Origin of the sequence: Lutibacter aestuarii, from assembly GCF_042676885.1 — a bacterium.
In the GTDB taxonomy this organism is placed as follows: Bacteria; Bacteroidota; Bacteroidia; order Flavobacteriales; family Flavobacteriaceae; genus Lutibacter; species Lutibacter aestuarii.
Genome location: NZ_JBHTIC010000008.1, coordinates 772,238 through 798,381 on the forward strand (window position 1 = coordinate 772,238; position 26,144 = coordinate 798,381).

Below are 26,144 nucleotides of genomic sequence, written 5' to 3' on the forward strand. Positions count from 1 at the left end.
AACACTATATAGTCTTATTTAAAAAATTCAATTATTAACACGTAATTAACTATTTAAAATCAAAATAAATAGCACATCACACAAAGGTTAAACTTAAAAAAGAAATATTCATTGAAAAATTCACAATAAAAAGAGGTTTTCAAAAAAATAACAGCCATTTTTTAAAATTTAAATCATAATCATACAATGGTTTCTATAAAAATTTAACAATCCTACAAATCGATCAAATAATTTGATTATCAGATAATTAAGAAGTAAATTTAAGTAATAAAACTACTAAACAATTACTTATGAAACGGTCAAGGCTACTAACCCGCCTTTGGGAGTTTCAAAATAAATTTGGCTTTATATCTGACAATGCCATTTCTGAGATTGCTCAAAAATTAAGGGTTTCAAAAATTGAAATTGAAGGAGTTATTTCTTTTTACCACTTCTTCCACAGACAACCTACTGGAAAATACATTATTTATCTAAATAATAGTATAATTTCTGAACACAAAGGCTTTGAATTAGTTAAAACTGCTTTTGAAAAAGAAACGGGATGTACTTTTGGAAAATACTGCGACAACACTTTATTTTCTTTATTTGAAACTTCTTGTATTGGATTAAGTGACCAAGAGCCTGCAGCACTTATTAATTTTCATCCATTCACAAATTTAAATCCAGAAAAGGTAAAATCTATTGTACAAAAATTAAAAATTGGTGTTTCATTAGAAACACTACAAAACAACCCTACAAGTAAAATCCAATACATACCTTCTGGCAATAAAACAATTTTTTTTAGAGACTATTTTTTAGGTAATTCAATAAAAAAAATACTTAAATACTCTCCCGAAGAATTATTAAGCACTTTATTTAAAACAAACCTTGAAGGTCACGGAGGCGCATTTTTTTCAACTGGTTTAAAATGGAAATATTGCAAAGAAAGCAATTCAACCAAAAAATATATTATTTGTAATGCAGATGAAGGAGAACCAGGAACTTTCAAAGATAAATCTTTGCTTAATAACGTACCTGAATTGGTCATTGAAGGGATGATAATTGCTTCTTATATAACTGGAGCCTCCAAAGGAATAATTTATTTACGTGCTGAATATACCTATTTATTCAAAAAAATTAAAAATGCCATACAGAAATTTAAAAATAAAGGTTATTTAGGGAATGAAATATTGGGAATGAAAGATTTTAAGTTTAATATAAAGATACAATTAGGGGCAGGTGCCTATGTGTGTGGTGCTGAAACGGCTTTAATTGAATCTTTAGAAGGAAAACGAGGAGAACCTAGAATACGTAAATATTTTCCTACTGAATATGGTTATTTTGGAAACTCAACTGTTGTAAACAATGTTGAAACTTTTGCAAAAGCTGCCAGAATTATTGAATTAGGAACCGACTTTTTCTCAAATATAGGAACTCAAAAAAGTAAAGGTACTAAACTAATTAGCATTTCTGGAGATGTTGCAAAACCAGGAATTTATGAAATTGAATGGGGAACTACCATAAAAGAACTACTTCATTTATCTCAAGCAACAGCTCCTTATTATCTTCAAATTAGCGGACCATCTGGAGAATGTATCAATGAAATGGAATTCGATAGAAAAATTTGCAAAGAAGATTTAATTTGTGGCGGATCTATTATGGTATTTAATCGCTACAGAAGTATTTTACAAATCATAGAAAATTTCATGAAATTTTTTAATGAAGAATCATGTGGTTCTTGCACACCTTGTAGAGCTGGAAACCAAATTTTGTATGAAAAAATTAAGAAAATTAAAAAAGGAATATGTACTTCAAAGGATTTGGAAGAAATTAAAGAATGGGGTAAAATTGTTTCATTAACAAGTAGATGTGGTTTGGGTCAAACCTCAACAAAAACTTTTAGTATGGCTATAGATAAGTTTAAAGATTATTTCAACTTAAAAGTAAAAACTTGTACAGATAATTGCTCAATCGAATTTGACATGGAAGAAGCAGTTTATGATTATGACTCAATTATTAAAACTACTCAATTTTAATATTGAAATTTATTTTTCTTATTAAATACCTAATTATTAAGCTGTTATTTTACAATAAATATATTTTTTATGATATTTATCATACGTTTTTTACATTTACATTAAATTAATAATGTAATAAAAAATATCAAAAATTAGAATGTATAAAAAAAAATACTGATTTTTTTATAAAAACCATACGTTGCTTCCGTAAAATACTTCAATATAAACAAATCGTTCTAAAACGTTTAAAATGGTGTTTTTCTTGCTATTCTTTATTCGTAACTTTAATTACAGCAAACATCAATATACTTTCTTATGGATAGAACACAGTTGTTAAATAAACTATGGGAATATCAACATGAATTTGGATATATTTCAAAAAATGCAATTTCCAAAATTTCTAAATCATTACAAGTTTCAAATATTGAAATTGAAAGTGTGATTTCATTTTATCATTTTTTCCATAAACAACCTACAGGAAAAAATATCATTTATTTAAACAATAATATTATCTCTGAACTAAAAGGTTTTGAAGACATTAAAACTACATTTGAAAAAGAAACCGGATGTAATTTTAATGAACAAGGTAACGATGAATTTTCCTTATTTGAAACCTCTTGTATTGGTTTAAATGACCAAGAACCTGCCGCCCTGATTAATTTTTTACCTTTTACAGACTTAACTCCTAAAAAAGTAAAGTTAATTATTCAAAAAATTAAAAATGGTGAAAATTTAAAAGATTTTGCTAGTAAAACTAAAAGCAAAATTCAATATACTCCCAAAGAGGATAAAACGGTATTGTTTAGACCTTATGTAATGGGTAAAAGCATTAAAGAAGGTCTTAAATATAGTTCACAAGAAGTTATTGATAAAATAACAAAATCTAAATTACTAGGATTGGGGGGTGCATTTTTCCCAGCTGGTTACAAGTGGCAATCGTGCAAAAACAATGTAGATGACATTAAATATATTATTTGTAATGCAGATGAAGGCGAACCTGGAACATTTAAAGACCGAGCTATCTTACAACATGTACCTGGTCTCTTGTATGAAGGTATGATTTTGGCTGGGTATGCAACAGGTGCAAAAGAAGGAATCATCTATTTAAGAGCCGAATACCTTTACCTATTACCTGAATTAGAAAAACTTTTAGAAGAATTTTATTCAAAAAATCTATTAGGCAAAAACATACTAGGTGTTGAAGGATATGATTTTGACATACGCTATCAAATAGGTGCTGGCTCCTATGTTTGTGGTGCAGCATCTGCACTTATTGAATCTATGGAAGGTAGAAGAGGTGAACCCCCAGTACGTATGTGGTCTGCAACAAAACACGGTTTTAAACATAAACCTACAGTAGTGAATAATGTTGAAACTTTGGCCTACGCTTCAAGAATTATTGAGTTAGGAGAAGATTTCTTTTTAAGTTTAGGAACAGAGGAATCTCCTGGAACTAAACTTATAAGTATTTCTGGTGATGTGGCAAAACCCGGTATTTATGAAATTGAGTATGGAACAAGTTTTAAAGAACTTTTAGGAATAGAAATGAGTCAAGCTACAGCTCCATATTTTCTTCAAGTTAGCGGACCTTCTGGAGACTGTATTAATAGTTCGGAGTTTGACAGAAAAATTTGCAAAGAAGATTTGTTATGTGGTGGAGCTCTTATGGTATTTAATCGCAACAGAGACATTCTTCAAATTTTTAGAAATTTTATGGAATTTTTCAAAGAAGAGTCTTGTGGCGTTTGTACACCTTGTAGAGCAGGAAATTTTATTTTAACAGAAAAAGTAAAAAAGATTCAGCGAGGTCTATGTTCTCAAGAAGATTTGGATGACATTAAACAATGGGGAAAAATCATCAAACTTTCTAGCAGATGTGGATTAGGAAAAACTTCTCCAAATTCATTAATGATGGCTATAGATAAATTTCCAGATTATTTCAATATAAAAATAGCCCCTTCAAATGAAGACCAACATGTTGAATTTGATATGGAAAATGCCATTCATGAATTTGATAGTATTATTAAAGACACTCAATTATAGTTTTAAAATTGTTACTAATGAAAAATATATCATTTAAAATAGATGGAAGAAATTGTACAGCTGAACAAGGACAAAACTTAATTGAAGCAGCTAAGCAAAATGGAATTTTTATTCCTACACTTTGTCACTTCAAACATTTAAATCCTTTAGGAAGCTGTAGAGTTTGTACAGTAAAAAATAATGGGAGAACTATTGCTGGATGTACTTTAAATGTTGATGAAGGGATGGATATTGAAGTAAATACTCCAGAACTATTAGATGCTCGAAAAGCCATTTTAGAAATGATGTTTGTAGAAGGAAATCACTTTTGTCCTTCATGTGAAAAAAGTGGTGATTGTCAAATGCAAAACCTTGGCTACGAAACCGGAATTAGATACACTCGTTTCCCTCATCTTTTTGTAGATCGTATTGTAGACGCACGTCCAGAGAGAATTGTTGTAAACCAAAACAGATGTATCAAATGTAAACGTTGTATTGAAGAAGTTAGAACCACCGATGGAAATCGCGTATTTAATTTCACAAACAGAGGCAATAAAACACTCGTTTCAATAGATTACGAGCAAGAAGCTAAACTTTCTGACACTCAAGCCGAACATGCAATGCATATTTGTCCAACAGGGTCTATTTTAGTTAAAGGAAAATCGTTTGGAAAGCCTTTTGGAAATCGTGAATTTGATTATTCTAATAAAGAAAAAAATATTTCATTTAATGAAATTAAAAAACATAAAACCACTCATAAGAAAAAAAGAATTGCTACCACCTCTTTAGCAGGTTGTTTTGGCTGCCATATGTCTATGCTCGATGTAGATCTAGGCATTTTAGATTTAATTGAAGTGGTAGAATTTAATAAATCTCCAATTACAGACATTAAAAATTTCACCGAACATTGCGACATTGGTTTAATTGAAGGCGGTTGTTGTAATACACATAATATTGAAGTCCTTAGAGAATTTCGTAAAAATTGTGACATTTTAGTTTCTGTGGGTGAATGTGCTATTTGGGGTGGATTACCTGCCATTAGAAATACTGTACCATTAGAAGAATGTTTAAAAGAAGCCTATTTAAACTCTATGACCAGCGAAGAAAATGAAATCATTATCCCTAATCATGAGGATATTCCTAAAATTTTAAATAAAGTTTATTCTAACCATGAAGTAGTGAAAATTGATTATCATATTCCAGGCTGTCCACCAAATGCCAATCATATTTGGAACGTAGTAAAACATATTCTTTTTGAAGAAGAATACTCCATTGCATACCCTGAGTTTAAGTACGACTAACTATTAAAACAACCAAAATGAACAAAAAGAAAATAGTTATAGAACCTGTTACACGTGTGGAAGGACACGGAAAAGTAACCATTAAAATGAATGAAGAAGGCAAAGTTGAAGATGCTTTTTTACATATTGTTGAATTTAGAGGGTTTGAAAAATTTATCCAAGGTCATCCTTATTGGGAAGCACCTGTTTTGGTTCAACGCTTGTGTGGTATTTGCCCTGTAAGCCACCATATTGCTGCTGCCAAAGCCATCGACCAATTAGTTGGTGTAGATCCTGAAAATTTAACACCTACAGCAACTAAACTTCGTAAGTTATTACATTACGGTCAAGTTTTTCAATCTCACTCTTTACACTTTTTCTATTTAGCCTCTCCAGATATATTATTTGGAATTGATGCTCCAGCAGAGAAAAGAAATATTGTTGCTGTAGCTACAGAAAACCAAGAACTTGCTAAAAAAGGCATCTTAATGCGCAAATTTGGGCAAGAAATTATTAAAGCATTGGCAGGGAAAAAAATACACGGAATTTTAGCAGTTCCAGGAGGTGTTCATAAAACATTTACAAAAGAAGAACGCGAGTACTTTTTAGATGGAAAACAAATTCCAAATGTAGATACTATGATAGAATGGTCTAAAGAAATTATTGATTTTATGAAAGCTTATCATTTTGATAACGCACCATGGATTGATAATTTTGCTGCCTACCCATCTAACCATTTAGGTTTAGTACATAAAGAAACTGGAGCTATGGAATTATATGACGGCCGTTTACGTTCAATAGATTCAGAAGGAAATGAGCTATTAAACATAGAAGACATAGAGTATCGTTATCATTTCAAAGAAGCTGTTGAACCATGGTCATATCTAAAATTTCCATACATGACAAAATATGGAAGAGAAAATGGTTGGAATAGAGTTGGTCCATTAGCTCGTATAAACACTTGTTCTCATATTCCTACATATTATGCCGAAATTGAACGTCAAATTTTCAAGGCATATACACAAGACAAGCCTAATAATATGACCATGCATACACATTGGGCGCGTTTAATTGAAATGTTACATTGTGCCGAACTAATAAAAGAACTCTTATTAGATGAAGATTTAATGGGTACAGATTTAGTAACAAAAGGAACTCCTAGAAATAAAGGAATAGGAATTATTGAAGCTCCAAGGGGAACTCTTATTCACGAATATCATACCGATGACAAAGGCTTAATTACTAAATGTAATTTAATAGTTTCAACTACACATAATAATGAAGCAATGAATAGAGGTGTTAGAACTATTGCAAATGAAGTTTTAAATCATAAACCAGAAATTACAGAGCCTATGCTCAACCAAATTGAAATGGCTATAAGAGCATACGACCCTTGTTTAAGCTGTGCAACTCACGCGCTAGGACAAATGCCTTTAATAGTACAATTAGAAGATCTTCAAGGAAATTTATTAGATGAAAAAATTAGATAACACCCTAATTATTGGAATAGGAAATAACACACGCCAAGATGATGGTCTTGGTTGGTGTTTTTTAGAACATTTAGAAAAAGAAGGTTATCATGAAGATAGCCTATTATACAAATATCAATTAATGGTGGAAGATGCAGAATTGATTGCCAAATATGAGAAGGTCATTTTTGTTGATGCCTGTAAAACTCAACTAAATAACGGTTTTGAAATAGAACGTGTTTTGCCAGCTGAAAAAGTAGCCTTTTCAACTCATGAAGTGCCTCCCAATCAAATTTTAAACCTATGTGAAACCATTTATCAAAAAAAACCTAAATCTTATATCATAAAAATACAAGGATATGTTTGGGATATTCAAATTGGACTTAGTAATGAAGCAACCGAAAATTTAAAAAAAACGGTTTCTTATTTTAAAAATTTTACTCCTTAAAATCATTAAACTTGTATTCTAACTTTCATTTAAAATGCAAAAAGAATTTATTCCTAAATTGTTTGCTCTTTTAAAACAAGGAATATCTAAAGAAACATTAATTAAAGACATATTATCTAGTTTAATTGTAGGTATTTTCAATAAAGATTATAAAGTTGTTAAGATATAATTATACCCCATCCCAACTAAAATTGCCAATCCAAAGCTTAACAAAGTACCAATTAAAATATATTCAGTAAGTTTTCTATCTTCAGATCTTGACAAGTCTCCAAACCTAAAAACAGACTTAGCAGCCAATAAAAACCCTATACCTTGCCAATTATTTGTAATAATAAACACAAAAATAAAAAGACGCTCTAAAATACCTATATATTTTCCAGCATCATTTAACGACATTTCATTTGAATTGCTATTTAACTCCCATTTAGAAATGATTAGCTTCATAACAATTGAAGCTACAATAGTTACAAGTAAAACAGCTATAATAAATAGTAACAATTGAGGCTTATAAAATATTGAAACATCAACCTCATAAATTTCATAAATTCTCACTACTCCAAAAATTACCACTAAATGAGCCAATTGATCCCATAAAAATAGCCATCTAACATTTATTTCTTTTATTAAATATAATTTGGATAAATCAATCAAATAATGAGAACAAACTATTATTAAAATTCCTAACCAATAATTAAAATTAAACTGAAGCGCAATTAGTAAAGCAATGGTGTGAATTAAAATATGCCAATATAAATATGGTGATTTGTATTTTTTATCTTCCTTGCTTTTAACCCATTTATTAGGCTGAAAAACAAAATCTCCAACTATATGTGCCAAAAATAATTTTAAAACAAGTTCTAACATAATTTTGTTATTTGATTTCTATAATAACGTTCCATTTTCATAATTTCATCAAATCCTGCTATTTTTAAACTTTTACTAACTGAACTTTGTGTTTTATGTAACATATTAGCCATTTGTTTTTGAGTAGAATTAGGATTTTCAATGGATACTTTAACTATTTCAGCAGATTTTTGAGTCCATCTATTTATGGTTAATTGTGCTAAATCAAATGCTAAATTCATTTGAATATCAAAATCAGGAAAAGGTGATTTAATGGCTAAAATACTTTTCTTTAAATTTTCAAAACATTCTCCTGAATTGATAAATACACTTCCGTTTGAAGCTGTTATTTTTTCTGAAATATAAGACTTTTCTCCAATACCAATAGCCAGTCTAACATCTAATCCTTCAATACTTCTTATACATGCTTTTATATAAATTGCTGCTAATAAAGCTTTTTTTGGTGGTACTTCTAATTGAAAACTATCGCCCCTATAAATTTCCCATTGCAAGGGTTCTAAACCATAGTTGTTTAAAACACTTTTTAGAATTGGCATCCAGTATTGAGGCTTAATATTTCTAGAATTTATAATATCTCCTGTTATTACACTTGTCATTTAATATTTTTTTGAATATAAATCAAATATACATAATTTAATTCAAAATATAACCTTTAAAGTGAATAATTTAAAATATAACCTTTATAATGAATAATTTAACATACAACCTATAAGGTGAATAAAATTATTTCCCAAAAGCTGTAAGAACTAAGCTTCTGGAGCCTCCTGAATTTCTGTGCTCACATAAATAAATTCCTTGCCAAACACCCAAATTTAAACTTCCATTTGTAATAGGTATTTGAATAGAACATCCTAACAATGAATTTTTTATATGTGCAGGCATATCGTCTAAGCCTTCATAGGTATGAATAAAATACGGCATGCTTTCTGGTACTAAATGATTAAAATGACTTTCAAAATCTTTTCTTACCGTAGCATCAGCATTTTCATTTATTGTTAAACTAGCCGAAGTGTGTTTTATAAACACATGTAGCTGACCAATACTTATGTTTTTTATTTCTGAAATTACTGCCAGTACTTCTTCTGTAATTAAATGAAACCCTCTATTTTTAGGTTTTAAATTCAACTCTTTTTGATAAAATTTCATCATTTTTATATTTTATCAATAATTTCATCTGCGATAGCCAAGCAGGCTGTAGCTGCTGGAGATGGAGCATTTATCACATGAATGTTATTATTTTTCTTTTCTATTTTAAAATCATCAACCATATTTCCATTGAAGTCTATTGCTTGCGCTCTAACTCCTGACCTAGTTGGTTGCACATCTTCAACTGTTAAAGAAGGCATCATTTTCTGTAATTCTTTTACAAATAAATGTTTTGAAAAAGCACGTTTATACTCATCAATTCCTTTTCTCCAATGCCTTCCAAATAATTTCCAAGTTCCTTTAAAAGTTAATGCTTCTAAAGTATCTTTTAAATTAAAACTATTTTTTTGATAGCCTTCTCTTTTAAATGTAAAAACCGCATTAGGACCACACTCAATACTTCCATCAACCATTCTAGTAAAGTGAACTCCTAAAAATGGAAATTTGGGATTGGGAACAGGGTAAACTAAATTTTTAATTTTATGCGAAGCTTCGGATTTTAATTCGTAATAATCCCCTCTAAAACCAACAATTCTTAAATCTAATTTTAAGTCATCTTTTTGCGCAATTCTATCGGATTGCAGTCCACCACAAAATAATACTTGATCTGCACTAAAATTACCTTTTGTAGTTTTGAGTTCGGTACCATTATTTAAGGAATTAATACCAATAACTTCACAAGAAGGAAAAAGTTTACTTTTTAAATTGATTTTTGTTATTTCTTTAACAAAGGAATTGCAGACACCCACATAATCAATAATTCCAGCTGTTGGAACCCAAATAGCTTTTATTCCTTTTATATAAGGCTCTTTTTGAGTTATTTCATCTGCATTTAAAAAGCAAATTCCTTCGGTTTCATTTTTAACACCTCGTCTATAAACATCTTCTAAAATTGGGAGTTCCTGACTGGTAGTTGCCACTATAATTTTTCCACAAACATCATGTTTTACATTAGTTTTTTTGGCAAACTCCACTAATTGTTGGTGACCATTTTTACAGTTTTTAGCTTTGTAACTTCCTGGTTTATAATAAATCCCCGAATGCATTACACCTGAATTTCTTCCAGTTTGGTGTTTTCCAACTTCATTCTCTTTTTCTAAAATAGCAATTGATTTTTTTGGAAATTTTAACTGAAGTTTGTACGCAGATGCTAACCCTACTATACCTCCACCAACAACAATAAAATCATATTTATTGAACATATTTTGTTTTTCCTACAAAGTTCAGTAAAACAAAAGATATTAAAAAGAAAACTGCTAAAAACAATACACTATATTGCATAGATCCTGTTAAAGAATTTAGCAATCCAAAAACAATCATACCAAATACAATGGCTATTTTTTCAGTAACATCAAAAAAGCTAAAATAAGTAGCATGGTCTTGTGTTTCAGGCAACAATTTAGAATATGTAGAACGCGAAAGCGACTGAATTGCTCCCATTACTAAACCAATAAGAGCTCCTAAACCATAAAAATAAAAATGAACATACTCTTGCTCCTTATCTAATAAAAAAGCTACAAAACAAACAATTGTCCATATAGCTATGGTAATTTTTAAAGTGGAGATATTTCCAATTTTATCTGAAACTCTTGAAAAGAGGAAAGCTCCAAAAATAGCTACAATTTGAACCAATAAAATAACCGCAATTAAATCTGTAGTTGGCAATCCTAACTCTCTACTTCCAAAAATTCCAGCCATTAAAATAATTGTTTGAACTCCCACACTGTACATAAAAAATGAGGTTAAGAAAAATTTTAATTCAGGATGTTGTTTCAACTCCAACCCTACTACTTTTAATTCATGTAAGCCTTTCCAAATAAAGTCTTTAGCAGGTTTTTTATTATAAACATTATTAGGCAATTTTGCATAGGTAATATGTGCAAATCCAAACCACCATATTCCAACAATTAAAAAAGTTAGTCGAGATGCAAAACCTGCTCCTGGCAATCCAAATAATTCAGGTTTATTTATCATTATTAAACTTAATAAAAGTAATAAAATAGAGCCCGAATATCCAAAAATAAATCCTTTAGCACTAACATCATCTTGTTGTTCAGGATAGGCTACTTCGGGCAAATATGCATTATAAAAAACAATACTTCCCCAAAAACCAATACTAGCTAAAATTGTAAATAATATTCCAACCCATAATGTTTCTTCACCTTTAAAAAAGAATAAGCTCATTACTGAAAGCGAACCTAATAAACAGAATCCTTTTAAAAACTTCAATTTATTTCCTGTGTAATCTGCGATACCCGATAAAATTGGAGAAATAAAAGCAACAATTAAAAAAGAAAAAGCTAAGGTATAATCATATAAAGTAGTTGGATTCCATTGAGTACCTAAAAAGTTTATTTTTCCTTCAATATTTGAAAAAGAAGCTGTTAAACTACTGTAATAAATTGGAAAAACAGCTGTACTTATAACTAATGAATAAACTGAGTTTGCCCAATCGTAAAATGCCCAAGCATTTATTAATTTTTTATTTCCTTTTTGTAACATACTATTTAAACTAAAAAAACCGTACTCAAAATTGAGAACGGTTTACAATATACTATAAAAATTCTTTTATGAATTTTAATTTCTTAAAACTACTGTGCATTATATTTATTTGCTAGCTCTATTGCTGTTGGTAAATATGCTTTTAAGTTTTTTATTCTAGTTTCGTTAGAAGGGTGCGTACTTAAAAACTCAGGAGGCGCGCTTCCACTATTTGCTCTTTGACTCATTCTAATCCAAACATTAATTGCTTCTTGAGGTTGGTAACCTGCCATTATCATAAAAACCATCCCCAATTTATCTGCTTCCGTTTCATGAGTTCTGCTATACGCTAGCATTCCAACTTGAGAACCTATTCCATAAATAGTATTCCATAATTGTTTTGCTTTAGGATCTTTATTATTAGTTCCTAAAGCTACAGCAACTCCACCTAATTGTTGACCATAAGCACTTGTCATACGTTCTTGCCCATGTTTGGCAAAAGCATGAGCAACTTCATGTCCCATAACCGCAGCTATACCATCTGTATTATCACATATTGGTAATATTCCTGTATAAAAAACTACTTTACCTCCAGGCATACACCAAGCATTTACTGTTTTATCTTCAATTAAATTGAATTCCCATCTATAAGCATTTGCTTCTGCAACCATACCATTTGCTCGCATGAACTTATCTACAGCTTTTGAAATGTTTAAACCTACTTTTTGAACTTCATTGGTCATTTTTGCATTAGTTGATAGTTTGTTCTCTTTTAAAAACCCTTCATATTGAGCAAAGCTTGCAGGTAAAATTTCAGCATCATTCATGATATTAACTCTTTTTCTACCTGTTATTGGTACCGTACTGCAACTAACTATAAAAAGTGTAACTATTGCTAAGGAAATTAATTTTTTCATTTTTCAGTTTTTTTATTGGGTGAGTATTTATAAAATTACAAATTCTATCTTTATACGCAAATTTAAAATTTTTATGAAACAAAGTACCCCTACTAATTTAAAGAAATCAAAAAACATTTCTCAAATACCAAAATCTATCATTTTAACAGGAAAAATACTTCAAAGTATCTCTTTACATCTTGCTACACTATATGCTGTAAAACTTTTTAGAACTCCAATAAAGCATAAACCTCCTAAACGTGAAGAAATGATGGCTAAAAGTGCTCAAAAAGAAATGATTTTAATTCCTGAAATTGGCAAAAAAATAATGCTGTACTCTTATGGATATTCCAAAAGAAAGGTTTTATTAATTCACGGTTGGTCTGGAAGAGGAACTCAACTCTATAAAATTGCTGACAAATTGTTAGAAAATGGATTAATGACCATTAGTTTTGATGCTCCTGCTCATGGAAATTCAGAAAGTAAAACTACTATGATGACAGAATTTATAGCTTCAGCTAAATTTTTAGAACAAAAATATGGTCCTTTTGAAATTATAATTGGACACTCTTTAGGAGGTATGGCAACTTTAAATAGTATAAAACAAGGAGTATTTACTAAAAAAGCAGTAATTATTGGTGCTGGTGACATTATAACAGATATTATTGCCGCTTTTATAAATAAATTGGATTTAAATCCAAAAATTATTCATAAAATGAAAAATTATTTCTTTAAAAAATTTGGAGAAAATATTGACAATTATTCAACTAGTGAAGCTGCTAAAAAAGTAAATATTCCAACATTAATAATTCATGATACTAATGATAAAGAAGTTCCTGTAAGCTGCGCTATAAATATTAGAAAATATGTTAAAAATGGTGAGCTTTTAATTACGAACAGTTTAGGGCATACTCGAATTTTAAAAGATGATTATGTAATTTCAAAAATTTTAGATTTTATACTCAAAGAAAAATAACTCATTCTTTTTTAAGTAAATTTGTAGCTAATTTAAATATCTAAACTTGACATCAAATTTTAAATTTCTATTTCTAATTTCAATTTTATTTATTGGGATTGTTTCCTGTAAAATGGAACCAAAGAATGAATATTCAGCACTTCAAATTGAATTGAATAATCATAAACATGATGTTGGGTTTATTGGTTCGGATAAATGCTCTTCATGCCATGAAAAAGAATATAAAGATTGGCTTGGTTCCGATCATCAACTTGCAATGCAATTACCCACTGACAGCACTGTTCTTGGCGATTTCAACAATTCAAAATATACCATTTATGGGGTTACAAGTACTTTTTTAAAACAAGATGACTCTTTTATCATTAACACACAAGGTCCTGATGGAAATTATCATGATTACAAAGTAAAATATACATTTGGTCACTATCCTTTACAACAATATTTGGTTGAATTTCCAAATGGAAAATTACAGGTTATAACTCCTTTTTGGGATTCTAGAGCCAAAGATGAAGGGGGTCAAAAATGGCAACACTTATATCCAGATGAATTTATAGCCTCACATGATGAATTAAACTGGGGGCGCCCACTTCAAAATTGGAATTATATGTGCGCTGAATGTCATTCTACCAATGTGAAAAAAAACTACGATCTTAAAACACAAACTTACAATACTACTTTTGATGAAATTAATGTTTCCTGTGAAGCTTGTCATGGACCTGGTGACGTACACGCTAAATGGGCAGAGAACAAAGATCAAAAAGTTAAAAACATGGGATTGATTTTTGATATTATGGATAGAGATTCTGCTCATTGGAAAATTGATCCTAATACTGCCTTGGTAACAAGAAGCAAGCCACGAAAATCTAATATGCAAGTGGAATGGTGTGGGAGATGTCATTCAAGAAGATCACAATTAACTGATGAATTTACATTTGGAAAAATGTTAGAACACACCCATCAAGTAGCTTATTTAGACTACCCTCTTTATAATGATGATGGAACAAATAATGATGAAGATTATGTATATGGTTCATTTCTTCAAAGTAAAATGTATGCAAAGGGAGTTACTTGTAAAGATTGCCATAATGTACATAGTGGGCAACTAAAAATTGAAAAAGATAATGTCTGCTTTCAATGTCACATGCCTCAAAAGTATAAATCTACCAACCATCATAAACACGAAGAAAATAGTGATGGGGCTAGTTGTATTAGTTGTCATATGCCAAAAATAACTGTTATGGTAGTAGATCCACGCTCTGACCATAGTATGAGGATTCCAAGACCTGATATTAGTGTTAAAACAGGTGCTACCAATGCCTGTAATAATTGTCATAAAGACAAATCAAATGAATGGTCTTTAGCTGCGTTTAAAAACTGGTATGGTAATAAATATGATACCATACCTCATTATGGATTTGCTTTTCATAAAGTTAGAACCAATCAACCTGAAGCTCAAAAAGCATTAAACAAAGTTATTAATGATAAAAATATGGCACATATTGTTATTGGTACCGCCATTAGATTTCAAGATTACAGTAACAATCCTATGGCATTTGAAAACTTAGAAATGGCTTTGGCTTCTTCAAGTCCTTTGGTTAGAAGAGCAGGACTGGAATCTTTAAAAAACTTGCCAAAACAACAACAATTTGAATATGCTTTACCATTAACTAAAGACTCTATTTACGGTGTTAGGTATATGGCTAATAGCTTAATTTATGACATTCCTATAACAAACGTTCCAAAGGAACAGCAAGCTGTATTAATTAATGCCAGAAAGGAATATATAAACCAATTATTGTATTGGCAAGATCGTGCTTTAGGATTGTCTTCATTGGGGGTTGCTGCACTTAACTTAGGAAAACAAGAGCAAGCAGAAGACTATTTTAAAAAAGCTGTTGCTTTGGATACCTTAAATCTAATCGCAAAAATTAATTTTGCCGATTTAAAAAGAATGCAAGGAAAAAATGAAGAATGCATTGCAATTCTTAAAAAAATTATCTCTATTGATAAAACATTTTCTGTCGCCTATCAAGCTCTCGCATTTGCCTATATAAGAATGGGTGATAAACAAAAAGCTTTAAACACCTTAAAAACAGCAATAAATATTATTAAAAATGATCCACAAAACCATTATTACTTTGCTGTATTACAAAATGATTTAGGTCAGCACAAGCAAGCAATTTCAACCATTATGAAAGCTCTTAAAACCTACCCAAACAACGAAGAATTACTTACGCTTGCCTATTCCATTCATTTAAATAATAATGAAATTTCTGAAGCAAAAAAAATAGCAACAATACTTGTTAAAACATACCCAAACAATAAACAGTATCAACAAATTAGCAACTCTAATTAAAATAACGTAAGAAATTAACTCTTTTTGCGACAAAATTTTAAAACAATATTTTAATTATGAAAAAATTACTCATTACATTATTTTTAATCTCTATAGCAAACACCCAAGTATTTTCACAAGTCAAAAAAAATAAAACCATGATAAAAAAAGTTATTAAAACTGAACAAGAGTGGAAACAAACCTTAACTGAACAAGAATACTATGTTTTAAGACAAAAAGGAACAGATAGGCCAAGTCAAGGTGGTTTAACTTCTCATTTTGAAAAAGGAACTTATCATTGTGCCGCTTGTAATTTGCAATTATTTAAATCTAACAGTAAATTTGAATCTCATTGTGGCTGGCCTTCATTTGATGATGCCATTGAAGGAACCGTAAACTTTGTGAGAGATACTAGTCATGGAATGATTAGAACTGAAATTATATGTGCCGCTTGTAATAGTCATCTTGGTCATATTTTTGACGACGGACCAAAAGAAACTACTGGAAAAAGGTATTGTGTTAATACAACTTCCATAAAATTTGTTAAAGGTGAAAAATAAGGACTTTTACTTTTAAAATATTTATAATAATATGGCTCAAATTAATCTAAATGCAACAATTTTAATTGATCAATATATTGAAAACTTACCGTTATTTTCTAAAAATATATGTACAGAGCTTCGTAATTTAATTCATCAAACAGAAACAAAAGTTTATGAAGATTGGAAGTGGAATATTCCTATATTTAGTAAAAAAACTATGATTTGTGGAGTTGCGGCATTTAAAAACCATGTATCATTCACCTTTTTTCATGGAGCTAATATGAGCGACAAACATAAATTATTTGACAACAATTGTGATGCTAAAAATACTCGCACAATAAAATTTACAAGCGCAAAAGAAATCAATCAAACTCAATTATTAGATTATTTAAAAGAAGCCTTTCAAAAAAATGAAACCAATTTATGCAGTGCACATAAAACTCGTGAAATTATAATTCCTAAATTACTTGAAATAGCATTACATAAAAACAAATTAGCAAGGCTTAATTTTGAAAACATGGCTTATACGTATCGTAAAGAATATGTAAAGTACATAACTGAAGCTAAAAAAGAGACCACCCGAATAACCCGATTGGAAAAAACAATTAAAAAACTCGAAAAAAATTTAAAAATACACGAGCAATTTTAGTAAAAAAGCACAAACCTAAATGGTTTGTGCTTAAAAATTAATTCATTACAATTTATTTATATACACCTATTCTCCATAGTTGGGACTTTATTGATTCAGTAAATTCTTGCCAGTCTTTCAAGGCATTTTCCCAACTTCCTTCACCATATAATTCTTCATAGTACTTTTTTATTCCACCATCATCTTTATCAAATTCAGCCCAGTTATTAAATTCCCAAACAATCGCCACGTCTCTCCCATCACCTTCATTAAATTGGTTTTCATATATACTAAAATTTTCGGTTTCTTTTTTCTCATAAGACTTTTGAATTTTAGTAATAAACTCTTTAAATTTATAATACTGTCCTCTTTTAATATCTACAAACCAAATATTTTCATATTTTGGCGTTGATCCTTTTGATGAATATGAAAGCTTTTTATTGTAACGCCAATATTCAGTTCTACCATATTTTTGAACTTTCGGTGATACATTCTTTGCCCAATCGTTTGTATGTGCTTCGTTTTCAGGACGATTATCTAAATCTGAAAAAGTACAAGGTCCCATTATCCACACATACCAACCCGCTTCTTTTCCTGTTAAAATATAATCTAAGGATCCTTTAAAAGGATCTTGATTATGAAACTTTTCATTATGCATTTTCACAGCATTTTCAAAGCTTTTTTCCATTCCAATTTTAGGAAGCATATAAGTAATTTCTGCCATCCCATAAGTTTCTTCTTGGGCTTTTACCTCAGAAGTTGTTAACATTGCTATACAAAATAACATTGCTAAAAAAATTGATGTTGTTTTCATTGCTTAAAGTATTAGTTAGTACTATTATTATATATCAAACTATTTGATATCAAATCTAACTTTGGAGTCGAAAATTGGGGTAAGCTTAATCTTTAAAAATTTAGGATAAGTAAAACTTTATGTAACATTGGTTACATACTAACAACTAATATAATAAATATTAATCACTTAACAATAAAAAAAATCAAATTATTGTTATTCATCAATTAGCTTATTAGGAAGTTAAAATAGAATTCTTATTAAATTTGAAATCTAAATTAACCTGCCTTTTATTATTTATAAGAAACAAAGTTTCAGTACTCAATTTCACAGTTTTTATTATCTTTGCAATTCTAAAAATTGAAGCAAGAATATGTTTAATAATTTAAGTGATAAATTAGATAAGGCCTTTCATGTATTAAAAGGACACGGAAAAATTACCGAAGTAAACGTTGCTGAAACTCTAAAAGAAGTTCGAAGAGCACTTTTAGATGCCGATGTTAATTTTAAGATAGCAAAAAACTTTACAAAAACTGTTAAAGAAAAAGCCCTTGGTCAAGATGTTTTAACAACATTGAACCCTGGTCAATTAATGGTAAAAATTGTAAAAGATGAGCTTACTGCATTAATGGGAGGTGAAACCGTAGGTATTAACCTTTCTGGTACACCAACGGTTATTTTAATGTCTGGTTTACAAGGTTCAGGTAAAACTACTTTTTCTGGAAAACTTGCTAATTACTTAAAAACAAAAAAAGCAAAAAATGTTTTATTAGTTGGTTGTGATGTTTATAGACCTGCTGCAATAAATCAGTTGAAAGTTGTAGGTGAACAAGTTGGTGTTGAAGTGTATGCCGAAGAAGGCAACCAAAACCCAGTTGAAATTTCACAAAATGCCATAAAACACGCAAAAAATACTGGTAAAAATGTTGTTATTATAGATACCGCTGGTCGTTTAGCTGTAGATGACGCTATGATGACTGAGATTTCTAATATTCATAAAGCTGTAAGCCCACAAGAAACATTGTTTGTTGTAGATTCTATGACTGGACAAGACGCTGTAAATACAGCAAAAGCTTTTAATGATATTTTAAATTTTGAAGGAGTTGTACTTACCAAATTAGATGGCGATACGCGTGGTGGAGCCGCTTTATCTATAAAATCTGTTGTAAACAAACCTATTAAATTTATTGGTACTGGTGAAAAAATGGAAGCTATTGATGTGTTCCATCCAAACCGTATGGCTGATAGAATTTTAGGAATGGGTGATGTTGTTTCTTTAGTTGAACGTGCTCAAGAACAATATGATGAAGAAGAGGCCCGTAAAATTCAAAAGAAAATAGCTAAAAATCAATTCGGTTTTGACGATTTCTTGAAACAAATTCAACAAATCAAAAAAATGGGAAACATGAAAGATTTGATGGGTATGATTCCTGGAGCCGGAAAAATGATGAAAGATGTAGATATAGATGATGATGCTTTTAAAGGAATAGAAGCCATTATTCATTCTATGACTCCAGAAGAAAGAAGCGAACCAAAAGTAATCAATGCTAGTAGAAAAAAGAGGATTGCTAAAGGATCAGGAACAACAATACAAGAAGTCAATCAATTGCTTAAACAATTTACTCAAATGAGTAAAATGATGAAAATGATGCAAGGTGGTGGAGGCAGACAAATGATGCAAATGATGAAAGGAATGGGAAAATAACATACTAAAAGGTAAACTAAATAAGTTTGCCTTTTTTTTATACTAAAAATTTATAGAATGGTACTATTAGATGGAAAAAAAACTTCAGCAGACTTAAAGCTAGAAATTGCTGAATCAGTAAAAAAGCTTAAAAATCAAGTAAAAAAAACACCACATTTAGCTGCTATATTAGTAGGCAACGATGGTGCTAGTATGACTTATGTAAGTGCCAAAGTAAAAGCCTGTGAACTAGTAGGTTTTAATTCTACACTTATTGAACTTCCAGAAGAAACTACTGAAGAAAAGTTACTAGAAGAAATTCATAATCTTAATACAAATAAAGACATTGACGGTTTTATAGTTCAATTACCATTACCAAAGCATATTGATGAACAAAAGGTTTTAATGGCTGTTGATCCTGATAAAGACGTTGATGGTTTTCATCCAACTAATGTTGGTAGAATGACCCTAGATTTACCAAGTTTTATACCAGCTACACCATTTGGAATATTAGAATTACTAGAAAGATATAATGTAGAAACATCAGGTAAACATGTAGTTGTAATTGGTAGAAGTCATATTGTTGGTAGACCAATGAGTATTTTGATGAGTCAAAAAAGAAATGCTGGAAATGCTACCGTTACAGTTGCCCATAGCAGAACTAAAAACCTTAAAGAATTTACCTTAAATGCCGATATTATAGTTGCGGCTTTAGGTATTCCTGAATTTTTGACTGGAGATATGGTAAAAGAAGGTGTAACTATTATTGATGTTGGAATTACTCGTGTAAAAGATGAAACTAAAAAAAGAGGCTACCGCTTAGCAGGAGATGTACATTTTGATAGCGTAAGTCCAAAATCAGCTTATATTACTCCTGTTCCAGGAGGTGTTGGTCCAATGACCATTGCAATGCTTATGAAAAATACCTTATTAGCATGCGAGAGAAAAAGTTAAATTCAAATAATTTCAAAAAAAACTTCAATATTAATTAAATTAATATTGAAGCTTTTTTATTATTCCCTATTCACTAAATCTATTGAAAAAGCAGGTAAACATACTGACAAATATTCGCACTCTTCATCAAATGGATTCGCATATTGAACTCTTGTTCCTTTTAAAATTTTTATAGATTGTCCTGCTTCTAAAACAATCAATTCACCTTCAATATTAAATTGCTTCTTCCCTTTAATAATATAAGTGTATTCATCAAATTCAGGTTTTTGAAAAGGTTCACTCCATTTAGGAGGGGCAATCATATGTGCTAAACTTAGCTCAGAATTTATACTTGCCAAACCAAAATGTTCTTCAATTAATTTACCATCATTCGTTGGAACCACAAAAGGATTTTTTTGTACATCAAATTTTTTCATTTTTATTATCATTATTAATACTTATAAAAGTAATAAATCAATTGCATAAAAAGTATGTAGAAGTTTCATAATATAAAGCTTAGCAAATGTCATTTTAAAATTGTAAATTAGAAAGACTTATAACACTTATTACTAACTTAATACAACTTAAAGATGAAGCTAACATTTTTTGGTGGTGCAGGCACCGTAACTGGATCAAAAGCCTTGTTAGAAAGTGATTTTACAAAAATATTAATTGATTGTGGGCTATTTCAAGGATTGAAAGAATTAAGACGTAAAAATTGGGATAAACTTCCAATAGATTTAGATGAATTGAATTTAGTAATCCTAACTCACGCACATTTAGATCATATTGGATACCTTCCTGTATTGGTGAAAAATGGTTATACAAAAAATATTTATTGCACCAAGGCAACTGAAGATTTGGCTAAAATTATTTTATTAGATAGCGCTAAAATTCAAGAAGAAGATGCTAAAAGAGCTAATAAATATAGCTATTCAAACCATAAACCGGCTTTTCCTTTATATACCATAAATGACGCTAAAAAAACTATAAATCAACTAAAATCATTTGAGTTAAACACTTGGTATCCTATAAATATTGATATACAATTTAAATTCTTAAATAGTGGACATATTTTGGGAAGTGCATTTGTTCTTCTAAATATTAAAGGAAAAATAATTGTATTCTCAGGTGATATTGGAAGAAAAAAACCGATATTACTTCCTAGGTACAAATACATAGACAAAGCTGATTATGTTGTTATTGAATCTACTTACGGCAACAGGCTTCATAAAAAAAGAAAAATAACAGCGCAATTATTAAGATATATAAAGTTAACCTACTCAAAAGGTGGGATTTTAATCATTCCAAGCTTTTCAGTAGAAAGAGCTCAAGAAATAATTTATTTTTTAAGCCTACTTAAAAGAGAACATAAATTACCTCAAATACCCATATATCTAGATAGTCCAATGGGGGTAAATGCAACTGAAGTTTATTTTAAATACACCAATTATCATACCTTAACTGAAGAAGATATTAATAGTATGATTAATACTGTACACTTAATTAGTGATGTAACTACTTCTAAAAGTATAGTAAATGATTTAAATCCTAAAATTGTAATAGCTGGTAGTGGAATGATTACTGGTGGAAGAGTTTTACATTACTTAGATAAGTTAATTTCTGATAAAAAAAACAGTATTTTAATTGTTGGTTACCAAGCTGAAGGTACTAGAGGTAGGTCTTTACTTTCTGGAGATTCTGAATTGAAATTTTTTGGAAAATATCACCCAATCAAAGCCGAAGTATTTAAAATAAATGAATTTTCTGGTCATGCAGACCAAAGTGAATTATTAGATTGGTTACAACATTTTAAAGAAGCTCCAAATTTAACCATTATAAATCATGGAGAACCGCACCAAAGTCAAGCATTAAAAGTAAAAATAAAAACAGCACTAGGTTGGAAATGTACTGTAGCAAAAATGAATAACGAGTATTATTTAAACTAATTAAACCAAATTGTAAAATATTTAATTTTAGCCAAATCAGGTATTTGATCTATCGTTACTTCTTCTCTACTAAAACTATTTAAACCCAACTCTTTTTTGTCAATAGCTATAGTTGCATTAAGTTCATCAATAAATAGCATAGCAGAAGTTAACGTAGTTTCTACATTATTTACCATATAAGTTTCATGGATATCTTTAAATGTTGATTGCAATGAAATTCCCTTATTTGTTTTATATGAGTTATCAAAAATTTGAATGCTTTTAATTTTTGAAGTAGAATCATTTGCTTGGGTTGGCTCAATTTCTAATAGTTTTTTTCCTTCTTTAGAAAACACCACATATTCATCATTTGTTACTGAAAATAATTTATTTGAAATTGTATCAGTCAATGATAAATTTGAAACAATTGAATCCTTTATAAAAATTGAATTTAATTCTTTAATGGTGGTTTCATTAGTTAAAACACCTACTTTACCTTTTTCAATTAAATATTGGTTTTCTTTAGCACATTGAATAAAAGCTACTGCTACTAAAAAAATTACGATTTTTCTAAAAAATGACATTTATATTTTTTTTAACTATTTTGTATTAACGTAAATATTTCAAACTTATTTGCACAAATATTATAAAACTCTTTTTAATATTCCTAAAACACCTCTAATAAAAGTTGCGCTTGTTACAACTTTAATAACTGGATTCATTCGTGTGCTTCTTCTTGAAGCTGTATTTTTAGTTCTTGATGCTTCTTTTTTTCTTTCTTCAACTTCTTCTTGCTCGTTAATTTTTTCAATTTTTTCATTCAAAATTTCATAAGCACTGTCTCTATCAATAACATCATTGTATTTATAATACAGCCTAGAGTTGTCAATTAGTTGTTTTAGTTCACTCTTAGTTAAAACATCCATTCTGCTCATTGGAGCACGCATTAAAGTAGCTGCTAAAGGGGTTGGACGACCTTTTTCATTTAAAACTGAAACAAAAGCTTCTCCAATACCTAATTGAGTTAGAGTTTCATCAACATCATAATATTCAGAATCTGGGTAATTTTCAGCTGCTAATTTAATAGCTTTTCTATCTTTTGCAGTAAAAGCTCTCAAAGCGTGTTGAATTTTTAAACCTAATTGTGCTAAAACATCTTCTGGTACATCTTTAGGGTTTTGAGTTACAAAAAATAATCCAATTCCTTTAGATCTAATCAATTTTACAATACTTTCAATTTGAGAAAGTAATGCTTTTGAAGCTTCTTTAAAAATTAAATGAGCTTCGTCTATAAAAATTACCAGTTCAGGTTTATCACTATCACCTTGTTCAGGAAATGTAGCATAAACTTCAGCCAATAATTGCAGCATAAAAGTTGAAAATAATTTTGGTTTATCTTGGATATCTGTTAAACGCAGTACAGAAATAATTCCATTTCCATTCTCATCTTTTCTCACCAAATCTTTTACCTCAAAAGAACGTTCTCCAAAAAATAAATCTCCTCCTTGTTGATCTATCTCTACAATTTTTCTTAGAATGGCTCCTGTACTAGCAGATGAAATTCTTCCATACTCAGTTTGAATTTCGTCTTTTCCTTCTTCTGTAGCAAACTGTAATACTTTTTTAAAATCTTTTAAATCTAATAGTGGTAGTTTATGATCATCACAATATTTAAAAATAATAGAAACTATACCACTTTGGGTTTCACTTAAATCTAATATTCTTGAAAGAAGTACAGGGCCAAATTCTGAAATAGTAGCTCGTAAACGAACTCCATTTTGCTCTGATATTGATAGAATTTCTAAAGGGAACTTTTTAGCTTCAAATGGTAATCCTATAGCTGCATGGCGCTCATCAATTTTTTGATGACCTTCACTTGCTTGCGCTAAACCACTCAAATCTCCTTTAATATCCATTAATAATACCGGAATTCCTTTTTCAGATAAATTTTCTGCCATTACTTGTAAAGACTTTGTTTTACCTGTTCCTGTAGCACCTGCAATCAATCCATGTCTATTTAAAGTTTTTAATGGAATTTTTACAAATGCATCTTTTATGGTTTTACCATCTAACATAGCTGAGCCTAATACTAAAGAATCTCCCTTGGTTTGATAGCCTTCAATAATATGATTGAAAAAAGCTTCTTTTCTATCCATTTTAAAATATTTTTGATAAAAATACAGTTATAAATTTCAAATTAAAAATTTGATGATAAATTAAATTCATTTTATTTATTATCATACTGAATCCCTATATTTGCAAAATGATAAATCAACACACACAAGAACTTATTAATAAAGGAGAAATGCTTCCATTAATGGAAGATTTTTACACAATTCAAGGTGAAGGATTTCATACTGGAAAGGCAGCTTATTTTATTAGAATTGGTGGTTGTGATGTGGGGTGTCACTGGTGCGATGTAAAAGAAAGCTGGAATGCAAAATTACACCCTCCAACAAAAACAGATGCAATTGTTGAAAATGCTAAAAAATATGCAAACACAGTTGTAATAACGGGTGGTGAGCCTTTAATGTGGAATTTAGACTATATTACCAACGCTTTACACCAAAGCAATGTAAAAACTCATATAGAAACATCTGGTGCGTATAAAATTAGTGGCAAGTGGAATTGGATATGTCTTTCTCCTAAAAAAACAAAACTACCGTTAAATGATATATATATTGTAGCTAATGAGTTAAAAATTATTGTTTATAATAAAAATGATTTTAAGTTTGCCGAAGAACAAGCATCTAAAGTCTCAAAAAATTGTGAGCTTTTTTTACAACCAGAATGGAGTAATAGAGAAAAAATGACACCTTTAATAGTTGATTACGTTATGAAAAATCCTAATTGGAAAATTTCATTACAAACTCATAAATACTTAAACATTCCTTAACTTTTCTTGAACTAACTTATCAATTTTTTCAAATTGTTCGTTTAAAGTTAATTCGGAATTGTCAATTTCTATAGCATCTTTAGCTTTTATCAATGGAGAGTCTAATCTTGTTGAATCAACATGATCTCTATATTTAACATTTTTCAAAATTTCTTCAAATGTAACCTTGTCTCCTCTCTTCAATAATTCATCATATCTTCTTTGAGCTCTTGTTTCTACTGAAGCATTCATAAAAAGCTTCAACTCCGCATTTGGAAATACAACAGTTCCAATATCTCTTCCATCCATTACCACTCCTTTATTTTTCCCCATCTCTTGTTGTTGTTCAACAAGTTTCTTTCTCACTTCTGATACTTTTGCTATCTCACTCACTAACTCAGATACTTCAATAGTACGTATTTTATGTTCAACATTCATATTATTCAAATATACTTCTGCAAATCCAAGCTGTGAGTTAAATTTAAAAGATATATGTATTTTATTAAGATTATTAATCAATTCATTTTTTTTAAATTGACCTTTAGAAATCAAATTATGATTCATAGCGTATAATGTAACCGCCCGATACATAGCACCAGTATCTACATATATATATTTTAATTTGTTAGCTAATTGTTTAGCTATGGTGCTTTTTCCAGTTGAAGAAAACCCGTCAATAGCAATAGTTATTTTTTCCAAATTTCAATTGATTTTAAACTACAAAACTAATATATTAAAGAATATTAGCGTAGAAAAAGGGATAAAAAAAAACCTTCAACAATAAAGTTGAAGGTTTTCAAAAGAAAGGCGGTGACATACTCTCCCACCGAGTGGCAGTACCATCTGC

General features: G+C 29.7%; 24 protein-coding genes. 13 read left to right on the plus strand and 11 right to left on the minus strand.

Features of this window, described 5'->3' with window-relative positions; translation table 11 throughout:
- Positions 1–290 precede the first annotated feature (290 nt).
- From ACFQZW_RS11135 to ACFQZW_RS11155, 5 genes are all read left to right on the plus strand, one after another.
- Positions 291–2,015: an NAD(P)H-dependent oxidoreductase subunit E gene (locus ACFQZW_RS11135; RefSeq protein ID WP_386783016.1), complete on the plus strand. Its 1,725-nt coding sequence runs from the start codon at positions 291–293 to the stop codon at positions 2,013–2,015.
- A 297-nt stretch (positions 2,016–2,312) separates the two neighbouring features.
- Positions 2,313–4,040, plus strand: a complete 1,728-nt coding sequence (locus ACFQZW_RS11140) for an NAD(P)H-dependent oxidoreductase subunit E (RefSeq protein WP_372802170.1) — start codon at positions 2,313–2,315, stop codon at positions 4,038–4,040.
- A 17-nt stretch (positions 4,041–4,057) separates the two neighbouring features.
- Positions 4,058–5,320 (plus strand): NADH-quinone oxidoreductase subunit B family protein, encoded by a 1,263-nt coding sequence (locus ACFQZW_RS11145; RefSeq protein ID WP_298263339.1) that lies wholly within the window; start codon positions 4,058–4,060, stop codon positions 5,318–5,320.
- 17 nt (positions 5,321–5,337) lie between these two features.
- Positions 5,338–6,789: a Ni/Fe hydrogenase subunit alpha gene (locus ACFQZW_RS11150; protein ID WP_298263340.1), complete on the plus strand. Its 1,452-nt coding sequence runs from the start codon at positions 5,338–5,340 to the stop codon at positions 6,787–6,789.
- Positions 6,773–7,216, plus strand: coding sequence for a hydrogenase maturation protease (locus ACFQZW_RS11155; protein ID WP_386783020.1), 444 nt, complete (start codon positions 6,773–6,775; stop codon positions 7,214–7,216). Before ACFQZW_RS11150 ends, ACFQZW_RS11155 begins: the two co-directional genes overlap by 17 nt.
- 147 nt (positions 7,217–7,363) lie before the next feature.
- On the opposite strand, the gene ACFQZW_RS11160 is transcribed toward ACFQZW_RS11155, so the two are convergent.
- The 6 genes from ACFQZW_RS11160 to ACFQZW_RS11185 all read right to left on the minus strand — a co-directional run bounded on the left by ACFQZW_RS11160 (position 7,364) and on the right by ACFQZW_RS11185 (position 12,624).
- On the minus strand, positions 7,364–8,080 hold the full coding sequence (locus ACFQZW_RS11160; protein ID WP_386783022.1) for a DUF3307 domain-containing protein: 717 nt from the start codon (positions 8,078–8,080) through the stop codon (positions 7,364–7,366).
- Positions 8,074–8,676 (minus strand): transcriptional regulator, encoded by a 603-nt coding sequence (locus ACFQZW_RS11165; protein ID WP_298288334.1) that lies wholly within the window; start codon positions 8,674–8,676, stop codon positions 8,074–8,076. Before ACFQZW_RS11165 ends, ACFQZW_RS11160 begins: the two co-directional genes overlap by 7 nt.
- A 127-nt stretch (positions 8,677–8,803) precedes the next feature.
- Complete coding sequence (locus ACFQZW_RS11170) at positions 8,804–9,226, minus strand: secondary thiamine-phosphate synthase enzyme YjbQ (protein WP_386783066.1); 423 nt, start codon at positions 9,224–9,226, stop codon at positions 8,804–8,806.
- 5 nt (positions 9,227–9,231) lie between these two features.
- Complete coding sequence (gene lhgO / locus ACFQZW_RS11175) at positions 9,232–10,428, minus strand: L-2-hydroxyglutarate oxidase (RefSeq protein WP_386783025.1); 1,197 nt, start codon at positions 10,426–10,428, stop codon at positions 9,232–9,234.
- Positions 10,418–11,728 carry an MFS transporter gene (locus ACFQZW_RS11180; RefSeq protein WP_386783027.1) on the minus strand — a complete coding sequence of 437 codons (1,311 nt, stop codon included), beginning with the start codon at positions 11,726–11,728 and terminating at the stop codon, positions 10,418–10,420. Before ACFQZW_RS11180 ends, lhgO begins: the two co-directional genes overlap by 11 nt.
- 89 nt (positions 11,729–11,817) lie before the next feature.
- Positions 11,818–12,624: a M48 family metallopeptidase gene (locus ACFQZW_RS11185; RefSeq protein WP_298263349.1), complete on the minus strand. Its 807-nt coding sequence runs from the start codon at positions 12,622–12,624 to the stop codon at positions 11,818–11,820.
- Between the two features lie 73 nt (positions 12,625–12,697).
- On the opposite strand from ACFQZW_RS11185, the gene ACFQZW_RS11190 reads away from it, so the two are divergent.
- The 4 genes from ACFQZW_RS11190 (at position 12,698) to ACFQZW_RS11205 (ending at position 17,105) form a co-directional block, all read left to right on the plus strand.
- Entirely contained in the window at positions 12,698–13,579 is an 882-nt protein-coding gene (locus ACFQZW_RS11190) for an alpha/beta hydrolase family protein (protein WP_386783030.1), read from the plus strand.
- 112 nt (positions 13,580–13,691) lie between these two features.
- Positions 13,692–15,935, plus strand: a complete 2,244-nt coding sequence (locus ACFQZW_RS11195; RefSeq protein ID WP_386783032.1) for a tetratricopeptide repeat protein — start codon at positions 13,692–13,694, stop codon at positions 15,933–15,935.
- 56 nt (positions 15,936–15,991) lie between these two features.
- Complete coding sequence (gene msrB / locus ACFQZW_RS11200) at positions 15,992–16,474, plus strand: peptide-methionine (R)-S-oxide reductase MsrB (RefSeq protein ID WP_298263354.1); 483 nt, start codon at positions 15,992–15,994, stop codon at positions 16,472–16,474.
- A gap of 31 nt (positions 16,475–16,505) precedes the next feature.
- Positions 16,506–17,105: a DUF1801 domain-containing protein gene (locus tag ACFQZW_RS11205; RefSeq protein ID WP_386783034.1), complete on the plus strand. Its 600-nt coding sequence runs from the start codon at positions 16,506–16,508 to the stop codon at positions 17,103–17,105.
- A gap of 52 nt (positions 17,106–17,157) precedes the next feature.
- On the opposite strand, the gene ACFQZW_RS11210 is transcribed toward ACFQZW_RS11205, so the two are convergent.
- A complete protein-coding gene (locus ACFQZW_RS11210) occupies positions 17,158–17,898 on the minus strand; it encodes a hypothetical protein (protein ID WP_298263357.1) in 741 nt (246 codons plus the stop codon).
- A gap of 352 nt (positions 17,899–18,250) precedes the next feature.
- On the opposite strand from ACFQZW_RS11210, the gene ffh reads away from it, so the two are divergent.
- Together ffh and folD are read left to right on the plus strand one after the other, a co-directional pair.
- On the plus strand, positions 18,251–19,582 hold the full coding sequence (gene ffh / locus ACFQZW_RS11215) for a signal recognition particle protein (RefSeq protein WP_298263359.1): 1,332 nt from the start codon (positions 18,251–18,253) through the stop codon (positions 19,580–19,582).
- Between the two features lie 57 nt (positions 19,583–19,639).
- Positions 19,640–20,515 carry a bifunctional methylenetetrahydrofolate dehydrogenase/methenyltetrahydrofolate cyclohydrolase FolD gene (folD, locus tag ACFQZW_RS11220; protein ID WP_386783037.1) on the plus strand — a complete coding sequence of 292 codons (876 nt, stop codon included), beginning with the start codon at positions 19,640–19,642 and terminating at the stop codon, positions 20,513–20,515.
- Between the two features lie 59 nt (positions 20,516–20,574).
- Here folD and ACFQZW_RS11225 read toward each other — a convergent pair whose 3' ends face one another.
- Positions 20,575–20,931: a cupin domain-containing protein gene (locus ACFQZW_RS11225; protein WP_298263361.1), complete on the minus strand. Its 357-nt coding sequence runs from the start codon at positions 20,929–20,931 to the stop codon at positions 20,575–20,577.
- A 153-nt stretch (positions 20,932–21,084) separates the two neighbouring features.
- On the opposite strand from ACFQZW_RS11225, the gene ACFQZW_RS11230 reads away from it, so the two are divergent.
- Positions 21,085–22,443, plus strand: a complete 1,359-nt coding sequence (locus ACFQZW_RS11230) for an MBL fold metallo-hydrolase RNA specificity domain-containing protein (RefSeq protein WP_386783040.1) — start codon at positions 21,085–21,087, stop codon at positions 22,441–22,443.
- Here the strand turns inward: ACFQZW_RS11230 and ACFQZW_RS11235 are convergent.
- Both ACFQZW_RS11235 and ACFQZW_RS11240 read right to left on the minus strand, forming a co-directional pair.
- Positions 22,440–23,006, minus strand: a complete 567-nt coding sequence (locus ACFQZW_RS11235; RefSeq protein ID WP_386783042.1) for a hypothetical protein — start codon at positions 23,004–23,006, stop codon at positions 22,440–22,442. The genes ACFQZW_RS11230 and ACFQZW_RS11235 overlap by 4 nt on opposite strands.
- Before the next feature lie 60 nt (positions 23,007–23,066).
- The gene (locus tag ACFQZW_RS11240; RefSeq protein ID WP_386783044.1) at positions 23,067–24,578 is read right to left on the minus strand and encodes a helicase HerA-like domain-containing protein; all 1,512 of its coding nucleotides are present in this window, start codon (positions 24,576–24,578) and stop codon (positions 23,067–23,069) included.
- 107 nt (positions 24,579–24,685) lie between these two features.
- On the opposite strand from ACFQZW_RS11240, the gene ACFQZW_RS11245 reads away from it, so the two are divergent.
- A complete protein-coding gene (locus tag ACFQZW_RS11245; protein WP_372801279.1) occupies positions 24,686–25,318 on the plus strand; it encodes a 7-carboxy-7-deazaguanine synthase QueE in 633 nt (210 codons plus the stop codon).
- Here ACFQZW_RS11245 and cmk read toward each other — a convergent pair.
- Positions 25,304–25,996 (minus strand): (d)CMP kinase, encoded by a 693-nt coding sequence (gene cmk, locus ACFQZW_RS11250; RefSeq protein WP_298288299.1) that lies wholly within the window; start codon positions 25,994–25,996, stop codon positions 25,304–25,306. The two genes, ACFQZW_RS11245 and cmk, sit on opposite strands and share 15 nt — an antisense overlap.
- Between the last annotated feature and the right edge of the window lie 148 nt (positions 25,997–26,144).